Source organism: Thermoanaerobacter sp. RKWS2 (assembly GCF_026240795.1).
Lineage (GTDB): Bacteria > Bacillota > Thermoanaerobacteria > Thermoanaerobacterales > Thermoanaerobacteraceae > Thermoanaerobacter > Thermoanaerobacter ethanolicus.
Map to the genome: position 1 here is coordinate 1,850,558 of NZ_CP110888.1, position 13,652 is coordinate 1,864,209.

A 13,652-nucleotide genomic window follows, 5' to 3' on the forward strand; every position below is an offset into this window, starting at 1 on the left:
ATTTCGTTTTATCAATATTTTCCCCTAAAGCTTCTTTAAAAATGTATGAAAAAACCCGGAAAAATCCGGGTTATTCTTCTTTTATTGCCTCTGTAGGACAAGAGCTCATTGCATCTCTTACGCAATCTTCTAAATCTGCTGGAACTTCATCTACAATTGCATGGGATTTCCCTTCATCATTCCAGTCAAAAACATCTGGGCACATGTCTATACAAACCCCACAAGCTATGCATTCGTCTTGGTCGACATAAACTTTCATACCATTACCTCCTAATCTTTTTATGTAAAATTTTACACATACATTATATCATTAACCTTCCATTGCTTCAATAGTTTTTAACTTTCTCTTTGAAAATATGCAAAAAAATAAGGCATATAGCCTTATACAATTGCAAGGAGTTCTCTCAAAAAGTTATTGAGTAAATTGACATCTTGCGAATTCAGTTTATTTAAATTGATATAAAACTTTTGAATGTTTTCAGCCAATTTTTTGTCTATATCGCTCTTTACTTTAGTGTACAACAAAACACCTAATACTGCTCCTACAAATAAAACTAAAGAAGAAGTAGGATTAACAGAGGCCAGTAAATTTTCTATACTCTCCATGGAAAGACCTCCCGCCATCCTAAGTTTTAGTAAAAATGCAGTAATAGCATATGCACAAAATTCTATAGGCTTAGTAGCCTGAAACATCTCATTTAATATTTCCTCAAGAGAATTAGGCTTACTATTTTTTACTTTTTTAATCAAAGTATCTCTTAGGGAATTCCATTCATCTTTATTCGCTTTTTTAAATATTTCATAAGCTTTTTCTGTTGGTAGAAATCTTAAAGTAGATCTTCCTTGGCTTTTTTCCTCCCCAAGGTAATACTCGGTCTTAACAAAATCACCTTTCTCTAATTCCTTTAAAATATCATAAGCTGTCCATTTGCTAATTTTCATTGCCTGCGCCACATCTGTATAGTGAACGGGCTCACCTTTTGAATCATAAAGTTCAGTCAGTGTTTTTAAAAATTCCACCCTCCTATTTGTCAGCATTTCAACACCCCATTAAGTAATACTATCTAAATTTATAGGGGATTTTAGTATTTATGTCAAGCCTCTTTTTTCATTTCCATTTTTTTCTCCCAAATTTCATCAGCTACTTTACCCCAATTATCAGCAACTACCCTTAAATCATCATAGAGGTTCTCTATATGAGCAGCTGGACTTGCTTCTGTGTGTTTAGCACCTGATTCTCTTACTATTTCTAAAAGTTTTTCTGGATTATCAATAAGAGGACATGGTCTTAGATGATCTAGATTAAATGGCTGCCTTTTTCTATAGCTTTTCATAATAGGTGACTGTAATGCTTCTAATAAACTTACTTCATTTATATTTACATTAGAATAATGAATAAAAGCACAAGGCTCAACTTCTCCTGCTGCATTTATGTGCAAATACCTCTTTCCTCCTGCAATACATCCTCCACTGTATTCGCCATCATTCCAGAAATCAATTGCAAAAAGTTCCTTTCTAGCCCTTATATAATTTATCCTCTCGTACATGTATTTTCTTTGCTCAGGTGTTACCATAAAACTTATATCAGGGTCTCTACCTATAGGAATATAAGTAAAATACCAAGCAAAAGCTGCTCCTTTATCTATCATCATATCTACAAATTCATCACTAGAAATTTCCTCCACATTTGTTCTCGTATATGTAGCTGAATAGCCAAACAATACTCCATTTTCTCTCATCAAATCCATTGCTCTCATAATTTTATCAAAAGTACCTTCTCCTCGTATTGCATCGTTACTTTCTTTGAAACCATTAATACTTACTGCAAAAGTAATATTGCCTACTCTTTTAACTTCTTTTATCATATCTTCGTCGATTAAAGTACCATTGGTAAACAAGTGGAATACTTGATTTTTATGTCTTTCAGCAAGCTTTATAATATCTTTCATTCTGACAGTAGGCTCTCCGCCAGACAAAACTATAAAATATATGCCCAGCTCTTCTGCTTCTGTACATACTCTATCCATCACTTCAAAAGAAAGATTGTGAGGTTTGTACTGTCCTGCCCAGCATCCTACACATCTTAAATTGCAAGCCTCAGTTGGATCCATCAAAATTGCCCACGGAATGTTAATATCTAATTTGTTTTCTAATTCTTTTTGTTTTGGAATTCCTTTCAAGCTAGCATTTATAAAGAAATTAACACCTAAAGTTTTTATAATGTTTTTGTCAATATTTTTAAGAATTTTCATTGCAAATCTGTACCAATTGCTGTCTTTGTCATCTAAAAATCTCTTCACACTTTCTATTTGCTGTTTATGATTGGGCATTATTGCAATTTTTGACAGAAGATTAGCTATTTTGTCTAAATTTTTCTCTGGGTCTTTTTCTACATAGTTAATAACAGCACTGATAAGCGGGTCAATCACATTCATCATAACTCCTCCTCTACTTTATTTTTTATCCCAAAATATCAAACTTACCCAAAAAACCAAAATTCCATTTCAAGAACATTATACCACTTTAAAAATAACATTTCAAGTAATATTTATTATATTTTATGCTTACAAGTACTATTTTATTTACCTAATTGTACATCCCCTCCAAAAACTCCCATTATTTTCTTCTCTGAATTGTAAACAGGAATTGCAATTGTGGTACAAATTTCGTTTGTCGCTAAAGAAATGTAAGGCTCTGTCACTGTTATTTCCCCTTCAATAGCCCGTTGAAACCAAGACCTGTGATATACATTAGAAATTCCTACTTCCATTGAAATAGCCTTTATATCTCCATTATTTAGAATAGAAAATACCAACTCAAAACTTGGATATTTCTTTATTATTTCCATGACTATCTCTTTTGCTCTATTCCCAAACAGCTGTTCCTTGTTTTCTTCTATTATTCTCTGAAGTATCTTTTTAGCCTCTTCAATTTTTCTTTTTTGCTCTTGTGTAAGTTTTACTGTGCTAGAAAATTTTTTAACTAATGTCTGCAATTTTTCTGCAAAGTTATTTAATTTTCCCATCATTTTTTTAATTCTTCCATTGAAGAAACTTGTTCTTGAGTAGAAGCTAATGTCTCCTGGGTATTTGCTGCAGTTTGTTGTGTAACCGCTGCAATCTTGTGATTGAGTTCTTTAATTTCTTTAATTTTATCGTATTGAGAGTTTACTAAGTTGTCTACAGACATAATCGCCTCTATAACTCTGCTACTAGATTTTACTACATTTTCTATCTTTTCTTTTGCAGTATTTGTATAAGACAAATTTTCTAACGCGTTTTGAATTTCTTGTTCCAATTTCCCCGAAACTTCTTTAATTTTTTCTTGAATGTTTTTAGTCAGTAAAACTATTTCTCCCGCAGCAGAAGCAGACTGCTCTGCAAGATTTCTCACTTCCTGTGCTACCACAGCAAAGCCTTTTCCTTGTTCTCCTGCTCTTGCTGCCTCTATTGCAGCATTTAAAGCTAATAAGTTTGTTTGATCTGCAATTTTATTCACCATTCCAATTATATCTGTTATCTTATTTGCTCTTTCTCTTAAATCCAATACTTCTTTAATTAATTCCTTATTCTTGTTAGCACTTTCTTCTATCCTTTTCATCAATTCAGTCATAATCGCTTCATTTTCTTTTATTACTTTTCCCATCTCAAAGCTTAAATCTTTAGTTTCATTAAATTTACTTTTAATCTCTTTATTAAACTCAAAAGCTTGATTAGCATCCTTGGCAGTTTGCTGAGCAGCTTCTGCTTGCTCTTCTGCCCCCTTTGCAATTTCTTCTAAAGCAGCAGCAATCTCTTTTGCAGCATTGGTAACGTTATCAATCTCATGTGTTAATTTTTTTGACCCAACAACTGTTTGTTCCGCAGTTTGTTGAGATTCTGTAACTAATCTTTTAAAGTTATTCAAAAAGCTATTTAGAGATTTAGCTAACGTTTCAAATTCATCATCACCTTTTATGTCAATTTTTTTCGTCAAATCCCCTTTTGCTATTCCCTCAATGGCTTCCTTCATTTTTTCAACTGCTAAAATCATACTTTTTTCGAACATTATCCAATGAAGTAAAACAGCTATAACAACTGTTACAATAAAAGCCTCTACATAAGGCACAACTGTATTTCTACTTGCAAAATAGGTCACAAAAAAAGCAACTAAAATACTGTTTACACCCGCCAAAATAACACCGTACATCAACAGCCTAAACTTGATACTTTTAAGCATAAAAATCCCTCCTGTTTTAGGTTGCATTAATTACAACATAGGTATTAGCCTTTTCTTATTATTTCTACAAAACCTTAAATATTCCTTCTTTTTTTGCAAAAATTCTACAAAATAAAGCAAGAGTCCATTGAAGATTCCTAAACTTAAACATCAAGGCAACTGCCGCCTATAAATTCTCTTATGATAGAATTGGGAGGTATTGCTAATTCATCTTCTAATGGAAGGAAATAACTCAAAAACTCTAATATTTCTTTAGCGATAGAATAAGCAGGATTGTCTTGGGAAACTTTCTTAAGCAAAGGCTCTGCATATTTTTTTAATACAGGTAGCTCATAAGGTAAAAAAGAGTTAAACATGACATCCGCTTGTTCTTGATAAGGGAAAATCCATTTTTCTTCTCCTTTTCTGACCATAGGCCACATGTTTATAGTCTCTGCCGCATCACTAGAACGGAATTGGCTATCTCTCACCATTCGCCTTATTAATCTTGTCTGAGTAGTAGATATTCTATTATGTTCATCAAGATTTAGCTGCGTAATAGCACTCACGTATATTTTATATTTATTATCTTTAGGTATTTGCAAAGTCAATTTTTCATTTAGACCGTGAATCCCTTCCATCAAAATAATTTGATTTTTGTCAAGTTTTACTTTTCTTCCTTCTGGCTCTCTTTCCCCTGTTTTAAAGTTAAAAATAGGGATTTCTACTTCTTCCCCTTGAATAAGCTTTATTAAATGCTCATTGAAAAGTGGCAAATCTAATGCATCTATGGACTCAAAGTCGTAATTTCCAAACTCATCTTTCGGAGTAAGTTCTCTTGGCACAAAATAATTGTCTAATGATATCGGAAAAGGCTTTAGTCCGTTTACCCTCAACTGCACACTAAGTCTATGAATAAAAGAGGTTTTCCCTGAAGAAGAGGGTCCAGCAATAAGCACTACTTTTATCATTTTGTTTGAAGCTATATAATCTGCAATTTTGGATATTTTCTTCTCATGAAATGCTTCAGAAACCAATATTAAATCTCTACCTCTTCCTTGTTTTATCATGTCGTTCAAAGAAGAAACATAACTTATGTTTAAAATACTTGCCCAGTCCTCTGCCTCTTTAAAAATCGAAGCAAGTTTTGGAACATCCACAAATGCAGGCAAAGAGCGGGGATTATATACATCTGGAGCAATTAAAATAATGCCTGGAAAATAAAAACGTATATCAAATACTTTTAGATACCCTGTAGAAGGTACACAAGGGCTATAGAAAAAGTCCACTGTACCATCACAATAATAAACAGGAACCTTGTCTTTGTCAGTATCTTTAAACAATTTTACTTTCTCAGTCAATCCTTCTTTTTCAAATAGCTTTATTGCCTCTTCTTTAGGCAACATTTTTCTTTCGATTTTTAAATCCTTCTCTATTATTTCTTCCATCCTCTTTTTAATCATAGAAACAATTTTATTGTTGAGAGAATAACCATGTATCTCGCAATACAATCCTTTCCCTAAAGAATGTTCAATAGTAACTGTAGCTCCAGGAAGTAGCTCTTTTACAGCTTTAATAAAAACAAAAGTCAAACTTCTTCTATATATCCTCGTACCTTCCTCAATCGTTGTATCTACAAATTCCACTGTGCTATCCTTTAAAACTGTGTAGTTTAAATCTCTTAGCTCATTATCCACTTTTGCAGCAACTATTATCCCATTGTATCGATGCTCAAAATCTTTAGCAATATTCTCTAATTTTGTGCCTTCTGGGTATTCATAAACATTTCCTAAAATAGTAATTTTCATAAAAATCACCTCAATAAGATTATACATTATTGTAACACAAAATTAAAAGCCCTTTACAAAAATGAGGACTTTTAATTTTTGTCCCACGAAGCCGTAAGGCTATGTTTTTATATTCTTTTGTCTTTAAACAAATTTAACAAATAATTACTTTTTAAATACGAATTTTTTGTTACTGTGCTCATCAATGAGTTTATAATTATCAAGCCTTGTTATCTCTGAACATAGAAATGTTTTATGGGATGCGTAGATATTCTTGTGAAAGCATTCCCGCATAGCTCTCTTCTTTAAATCCAAATGTTTTTATTAATCTGTTAAGCTCTATATGGTGTTAGTATATATTATTGTAGACACTTTAACTCGAACTGGATAAAATAAAAATATAAAGAAGGTTTGCAGTATACAAGCACCAAATTTCAAGAATATATATTATCCAAAGGTAACATAAAACACTCATTTAGTCACAAAGGATGCCTTTTGCATGTATAGAATCTTTTCATGCTTCTTTAAAAAAGGAAGAAGTAATTTTAGCTACTTACTATGATTTTGATACTGCCAGCTTTGCTATATTAGAGTACATTGAAGTCTAGTATAATAGGAAAAGACTACACAGTAGTATAGGGTATATGACTCCACAACAATTTGAAGATTTCATTAAAAAGTCAACATAAAAATTTCGAGTTTTTGTGTCTACTATATTGACATAAATTCAATGCGGATTTTAACGGCAGTATAAATCTGCACAGAAAGTTCCGGAAGACCTTTCCGACGTTAAAAGACAGAAAAATCAAAGAAGAAAAAAGAAATCAAAAAGGGGATAGAAAAGTTTATCATCAAAACCCTGCAACGATGCAGGGTAGCACATATACAAGACACAGTCGCATAAATGGTGTCGGTAATTGTGTGTTATGCAGTATGTGACCTGCTATGAACTGGTGAATTGGGCCGTGGTACTTCTGTACCGCACCTGTAGATTAGGAGAGTGCTCAATTCTCATACCCGGATGGAATTAGGGATCCTGATTCTACCGGGATGCAATGCAGGGAATGTGCTGTCCTGTAACCAACGGGGCAATCTAAGCCGCAACTGGGCGCAAGTCGAAAAGCTACGTAATTCCCGTGGACGACCACCAATGAGATCGTGGGAAGACAAAGCCCTCGACTTCAGTCGTAGGAGGAATTGTATAGTATATTATAAATATATTACTATGTCAAAAGAGCAAAATTAAAGGATAGTGTCAAGATACTGTAGGATATTTTTTAAAGACAACCCCTAAAAATTATTAATTCAAGGTTTCTAACTATCATTTTTTTATATAACTTGCGCATATTTTATTGCTCTTAAAATCCTATATATTGGTGTAACTTTCCCTATATTTAAAACTGTAATATTATTTATCTTTTCATTTGTAGACGTTTTAATTCTCCTTACCGCCTCTTTTATTTGCTTCTTTGTTAATTTGTAGCTCCCTGCATTTATATTCTCTTTCTTACCCCATTCTATTTCTCTTAAATCTCCTCCGTTCTTGCTAAATACTCTTAATTTCGCCATTAACTTTAATCCTTCTCTACTCCACCCTAGTGGATTCCTACTTAATCTAGAAGAAAATACATGACTTATATGCCCTTCTGCACTGCACCCTATTACATCTTTGTCTTTACTGTATATCTCTACTCCTTCCCAATTATTTAGTATGTACCTCTTGGCCTCTTTTACCTTCTCTTTTTCTCTCTCTTCCTCTGCTGCCTTTATTAACTCATCCAATACCTTCTTTACTCCTTCTTTATCCCCTTCATTTATTGCTCTCCATATCTTATCTCTATACTTTGGCTCTTTTGATGTTGCTTTTAATACGTATTTGTTTAAATGATATCTGTCTAACACAAACCTTGATTTTGCTATCCACTCTAATCCCTCTTTTATCCACGGTGCTCCATCTCCTGCTATGTATATCTTCTCTATCTTCTCTTCCTTGTAATTTTCTTCTATGTAATTTGCTACATCTATCCATATGTCTTCAGCTTTCTCTCCTACGTATGCCTTGTAATGCACATTTCTCAGTACATTTCTACCATTTTTCTCTTCTTTACCTTCATGTATGTATATCAATCGCGGTGTTTCATTGCTGCCATCTTGCAAAGGCACATGGTCTTCATCTGCTTCTATGTATAATACCCTTACTTCTTTCTTCTCTTTTATTTCTCTCTTTACCTCTACTTCTCCTATTTCCCTTATTGCGTTTAATACCGTCTGTTTACTTAACTCCTCTGGACATGCTTTTTTACTGCTTATTTCATATGATTCTTCTATTGCGTTTTCTACTAACTTTATTTTTACTCCCTTTTCTATCCTATCGTGCCGTCCTATCTCTAATGCATCATCCACCAAATATGTATATCTTCCATCCTCTTTAGATTTGTAATATGTCCTCTCATATTCAATATCCCCAAGGACTGTCGTTAATCTCTTTTTATCTTTCCTCTCTACTACCCATTTTTCTTTCCTTCTCTTATCTTCTTTTATTATCCTATCTAACTCTTCAATAATTGCTTCTATTGCCTCTCTACCTAGTTTGTCCGTCAGTTCCTTTATCCTTGCTGCAAGCTCTGTAATATTCATTCCTTTATTTAATAAATCACCAAAAATTTCTACTACTTCCTTAGTGAAATTTAGAGCATTTTGTAGTATAATATCCTCAAAGATATGTTTTTTCACAAGAGACACCCCTTTCTGTATTGTTTTGTTTTCCATAATCTATTTTATCACAGGGGTTGTCTCTTGTTTTTTTTCACCCAAAAAATCCTACGATAATTTTACACTATGAATTAAAGAGGCTATCCACTTACCTTTTTGGACAGCCTCCATTTTTAATCAATTTGTTCTTTTAATATATCTACTGGCATAACCTTGGCAACTTTCCTTCTCACAAGATATCTTGAAAGTATATATGTTGCAGCAAGTACAACAAAACAACCAACTACACTCTGCCAGCTCAAATCAAGAGTTAGTGAAATATCTGTATTTTTTGTGGCTGAGCTCATAAGCTGGTTCATGGTAAATTTCGAAAGTGGAATACCAAGCAAAAATCCTATCGCGAAGGAATAGCTGTTAAAACCCAAGATCATCTTGAAAATCTGTTTTTCTTTGAATCCTAACATCTTCAAAATTCCAATATTCTTTTTGTTTTCAGTAATAGCTAAGCCCGACAAAACATAGATTATCAGCAGTGCCAAAATTGCTGAGATAAGACCAAGCACTTCTATGGATTTTTGTAACGTTACAGCTGAACCTTTGAGAGTTTCTATCATGTAATTTTTATCCTGCGCATCAAATAGCATCTGTTTTGGAATCTGGACTGGAGTATCAGAATAAAGTCCTATAAAACTTCCTTTTTCAAACCCGAATATCTTATTGAACTCATTTATATCCATAAAGCCTTGGTTGCCAACTGGAATATCAGCGATCTTTCCAACCTTTAATTTGTATTTCTTTCCATCAAACTTATTTTTAAGCTCAATCTCTTGCCCCTCTTTCGCATTTAATTTTTGCGCTAATGGTCGTGTTATGACAAAACCACTATTTACTTCTATTCTTGCTCCTCTTTCATCAAAAAGCTTAACCATATTTGAATTCTTCTCAATTCCATAAATCACAATATTAAAATTGCCATTTTTTGTTTCAAAAGCCTGAAAATTAAAAGGTTCTACTTTATACTTCTTAAAATTTAGCTCTGTATGAGTACTGATTGAATTTAAAATATACATATACTTGTATTCAAAGTTCTTTTCATAAACTTTATTTATTGCATCTATCACAGCATTTTTTGCACTCAATCCGTACATCAAAAGGATTGTTGAAAAAATCACGCCTACCACCAAAACAGCTTCTCGGGCGAAATGCCGAACCCCATACTTAAACATAATTCTATTTTGAAAACTAAATTTATCCAAAAAGCTTAACCTTGGCAGTTTGTTGAACTTTATCTCGTCAACCCCATGAAGCATCTCAACAATTGTAAGTTTGAAAAATCTCTTAATGGCAACATAGCCAGAACTTAGAATAAAAACTCCTGGAAGAAACATTGCAATAAAAAGCTCTGATATAGGATAGACATTCTTTACAACAGGTAAAGCAAAATAGGCCCTGAAAAAAGTTGAAAAAGGAATTGCTTCAATAAAGCCCAAGACAGAACCAAAAATACTCCCAATTAGCCAAATATAAATTGGCAGATGCATAAAGACTTTTATTACCTCTTTATCCGAATATCCTAAGGAATAAAGGGTTCCTATCTCTGCATGCATATTGTTGATAAGCCTTCGCATAACAATAAACAAAATTACTGATGACATGAATATCACAAACAAACTTATTGGCAATGTTGACCTTTTCACACTGTCAATTTTAATCTCAGCAAAAGTGATGCGAGGATTTTCTGATCTTGATACAAACTTTAAAAGGCCCCATTTTTGATTTACATCACTTTTAAAACTATCAATATCTTTGAGATTCCCTTTGAACATATAATAATGATAAGGAAAAACTTTTGCAATTGTTTTCAAGTCCTCTTCATTCATTGCAGCAATTCCAAAGTGTTCAGAATCAGGCAAAAAATCTTGATCGTTTTTGATAATATAAATGTAATCTGGCAAATAAAATATTCCACTTATAATAAAATTCTTATTTGCAATTTTAATTGTATCTCCTATTTTGTATTGATGCTTTTTGAAAAAGTTTGGATCAATTAAAATCTCACCTTTGTGGGGCATATTCCCTAAGCTTACAAATGGTTTATTTATTTGTTTTGAGATTGAAAATACTCTTATTGTTTTATTATCTTCTGAATAGTCAACCATAAGTCTTTCTTCAACCTTTAAATTATACTTTGATTCAAGGTATTTTATGTCAACAGGAAGTGATGTGATAAAGTTTCCATCTTCCTGATTTTGATTTTCAATAAATGCTTTATAATTCTCGTCAATATTTCTTACTGTTATACTAAAAAGAGCATATGCCATTGAAGCAATTGCAACAAGCAGTACAATTGACAAAAACTGAGCCTTTTCTCGTAACATAATCCTTTTTGGAATTCTTTTTATAACCATTACCAGGTCACCTCTTTTGCAGGTACTTTGTTATGATTTTCTATAAATTCTACCACCCTACCGCTTCGCAGACGTATTGTAGCATCTGACATATTGGATATTGCAAGGTTATGGGTGATGATTAAAATTGTTGCGTTGAATCTTTTATTTACATTCTCAAGAAGTTCTAAAACAAGTTTTGCGCTCTCATAATCCAAAGCACCTGTTGGCTCATCACAAAGAATTATGGATGGGTTCTTGACAACAGCTCGTGCAATGGCCACTCTTTGTTGCTGCCCCCCTGAGAGCTCAAAAGGAAATTTATCTTTTTCTGAATACACATCAACCATCTTCAAAACCTTATCAACATCAAGAGAGTTTTTGCTCAAAACTGCACTTGATAAAACATTTTCATATACAGTAAGGCCGTTTATAAGATTATAAAATTGAAAAACAAAACCAACATAATCGCGCCTGTAAAGTGCAAGCTCGTTTTTGGAAAACTTTGTTATTTCCTTGCTATCAACAAAAACCCTTCCTCTATCTGCCCTATCGAGTCCTCCAAGGATATTAAAAAGGGTAGTCTTACCTGAGCCAGATGGTCCAACAACTGTATAAATTTTCCCCTTTTCAAATTCAAAGCTAACATCATCCAATGCCCTGACATTGTTCGCTCCCACTTTGTAAATTCGTGTCAAGTTTTCAACCACTATAAACATCCAAGCTCATCTCCCAATCAAAAATCTTAAAATTGTTCATTTATATTATGACTAATTGGTCATATGACTGTCAAGTCATATTTGACAATATTTCATTCTTTTTCTAATCCTTCTTTTAAAAGCTTTAAAAACTGTTCAAAAAAACCACGAAAATACTCTATATCCAAAGAATATGTAGAGGTGCCTTCTTGGTTAATTGCTCTTTCTATTACAAATTTTTTTAAATAAAAACTTGCACCTTCTAAAAAAATTGCTATTATAAGAGGATTAATATCATCTCTAATAAATCCTTTTTCCTGGTTGTTTTTAACAATCTCAACTAAAAACTCACGCGATTTAGTCAAAAACTTCTCATTTATTTCATCTTTAAATGGTGAGTCGTTGAAAAAAATGCTCGCTCAAGCAGAATATATTCGTCTTTTAGAGATTTTAAAGCCAACCATACAGTTTTCAACGAATTTTCGTAATAATCAAATATACTCATCTGCTTTATATTTATTTTATTCAAAAGATCTAAGAATTTAGAATAAGCCATCTCAATTGAATAAAAATACATATCCTTTTTATTTTCAAAATACTGATACATACTCCCCTTTGCAACAGAGCACTCTTTTGCAACATCTGTAATGTCAACCTTGTGATAGGGCTTTTGGGAAAAATATCTTATGAGTGTATCTGTAATAAGTTTTCGCTTTTCTTCTGGAAGATTAAAAAATGTTTGCTTTGGCATCTCTTTAAATATCACCTCAAGATTATTATGACTCATAGGTTATAGTATTGTCAAAAGGTAATTCGCAAAAGTCTGTGTCAAGTTTTCGTAGGTAAATTTTATTAAAAATTTTTGGTTCTATAATAAATGTTGTGGTGGATAAAAATCACTCATAAAAAAAGCGCACTTATTCTGAATTCCTGTTATAATAGAAGTGACCAAACAAAATCCATTAAAAAGAGGCATCAGAATAAGTGCATACAAATTATATCACAAAATTCCTAAAATCTGAAGATATAATTTGGGAGGACAAATAGAAAGTGAAGATGAAATAGAACTCCATATAAGAATGAAACAAAAACCTCATACTTGCCCAAGATGTGGAAAATTAACCTCTAAGGTGCACGACTACAGAACCCAAAGAATAAAAGACATACCATTATGGGGCAAAAAAAACTTTTTATTGTGCCCAGAAAAAGAAGGTTTGTAGACCCTAAGAAAAGAAAAATATTAGACATTCTAAAAGACAGGAAGCAAGAAGTTTTAGTAGATAGTAGAATAAAGAAAGTATTTCAAAAGAAGTAGAAATTTGCTCCTCGCAAAATATCACAGCCTTCATTATAGTTAAAAAGAAAAATTGGATGTAATGTTCTGGTACAGTGATGATTTAAGAATAGCCCATCAACTAAAGGAAAGTTTTAATAACGTGTTAAAAAGCAAATCTTCTGATGAAGCAAAAAAAGAACTAAAATTATGGATACAAAAAGCAAAAGAAAGTGGAATTCTTGATTTCGCTACATGTGTAAAAGTATTTAGTCGTTGGTTTGAAGAAATAGCAAATGCATTTGACGTGCCTTATTACAAACTCTGTAACTGAAGGTTATAACAATAAAATTAAGGTTCTTAAAAGAAATGCTTATGGTTATCAGAATTTCGATAGATTTAGGAAGAGAATATTATACTGCAATGCTTGAGTTAAAGTTTTTTACATTCCTACAGGTATTATTATACTATTTTGTCCTTTAATTACAAGAATGTTGAAGGAAATGTGGTAGAAAATAACTAACTACTTTTATTACAAAATTTATGGTAATTTCTTTATATGTTCAGACAACTTTAAAGTGCAGGCATTCAAAAAAAT

11 protein-coding genes and 2 pseudogenes are annotated in these 13,652 nt (G+C 32.5%); 3 read left to right on the plus strand and 10 right to left on the minus strand.

Annotated features, from left to right (window positions below):
- Positions 1–70: 70 nt before the first annotated feature.
- From OEI98_RS09855 to OEI98_RS15360, 10 genes and pseudogenes are all read right to left on the minus strand, one after another.
- Positions 71–259: a ferredoxin gene (locus OEI98_RS09855; protein WP_003870210.1), complete on the minus strand. Its 189-nt coding sequence runs from the start codon at positions 257–259 to the stop codon at positions 71–73.
- Between the two features lie 122 nt (positions 260–381).
- Positions 382–1,038, minus strand: a complete 657-nt coding sequence (locus tag OEI98_RS09860; protein ID WP_003870211.1) for an iron-dependent repressor — start codon at positions 1,036–1,038, stop codon at positions 382–384.
- Positions 1,039–1,094: 56 nt separating this feature from the next.
- Positions 1,095–2,435, minus strand: coding sequence for a radical SAM protein (locus OEI98_RS09865; protein WP_266040651.1), 1,341 nt, complete (start codon positions 2,433–2,435; stop codon positions 1,095–1,097).
- A gap of 143 nt (positions 2,436–2,578) precedes the next feature.
- The gene (locus OEI98_RS09870; RefSeq protein ID WP_266037586.1) at positions 2,579–3,028 is read right to left on the minus strand and encodes a PDC sensor domain-containing protein; all 450 of its coding nucleotides are present in this window, start codon (positions 3,026–3,028) and stop codon (positions 2,579–2,581) included.
- Positions 3,025–4,218 (minus strand): methyl-accepting chemotaxis protein, encoded by a 1,194-nt coding sequence (locus OEI98_RS09875; RefSeq protein WP_266037588.1) that lies wholly within the window; start codon positions 4,216–4,218, stop codon positions 3,025–3,027. Before OEI98_RS09875 ends, OEI98_RS09870 begins: the two co-directional genes overlap by 4 nt.
- 143 nt (positions 4,219–4,361) lie before the next feature.
- Positions 4,362–6,005, minus strand: a complete 1,644-nt coding sequence (locus OEI98_RS09880) for a nucleoside kinase (RefSeq protein WP_004402138.1) — start codon at positions 6,003–6,005, stop codon at positions 4,362–4,364.
- Between the two features lie 1,308 nt (positions 6,006–7,313).
- The gene (locus OEI98_RS09890) at positions 7,314–8,717 is read right to left on the minus strand and encodes an ISLre2 family transposase (RefSeq protein ID WP_266037591.1); all 1,404 of its coding nucleotides are present in this window, start codon (positions 8,715–8,717) and stop codon (positions 7,314–7,316) included.
- Between the two features lie 152 nt (positions 8,718–8,869).
- On the minus strand, positions 8,870–11,104 hold the full coding sequence (locus tag OEI98_RS09895; protein ID WP_004400115.1) for an ABC transporter permease: 2,235 nt from the start codon (positions 11,102–11,104) through the stop codon (positions 8,870–8,872).
- Positions 11,104–11,802, minus strand: a complete 699-nt coding sequence (locus OEI98_RS09900; RefSeq protein WP_004400114.1) for an ABC transporter ATP-binding protein — start codon at positions 11,800–11,802, stop codon at positions 11,104–11,106. Before OEI98_RS09900 ends, OEI98_RS09895 begins: the two co-directional genes overlap by 1 nt.
- A 92-nt stretch (positions 11,803–11,894) precedes the next feature.
- Positions 11,895–12,532: pseudogene (locus OEI98_RS15360) on the minus strand (TetR/AcrR family transcriptional regulator).
- Positions 12,533–12,860: 328 nt separating this feature from the next.
- Between OEI98_RS15360 and OEI98_RS09910 the strand changes: the two are divergent.
- From OEI98_RS09910 to OEI98_RS09920, 3 genes and pseudogenes are all read left to right on the plus strand, one after another.
- Entirely contained in the window at positions 12,861–13,001 is a 141-nt protein-coding gene (locus OEI98_RS09910; RefSeq protein WP_228378972.1) for a transposase family protein, read from the plus strand.
- Positions 13,002–13,157: 156 nt separating this feature from the next.
- The gene (locus OEI98_RS09915; protein ID WP_003870786.1) at positions 13,158–13,388 is read left to right on the plus strand and encodes a transposase; all 231 of its coding nucleotides are present in this window, start codon (positions 13,158–13,160) and stop codon (positions 13,386–13,388) included.
- Positions 13,372–13,485, plus strand: a pseudogene (locus tag OEI98_RS09920) (transposase); the annotation flags it as partial. The gene OEI98_RS09915 and the pseudogene OEI98_RS09920, both read left to right, overlap by 17 nt.
- Positions 13,486–13,652: the final 167 nt, after the last annotated feature.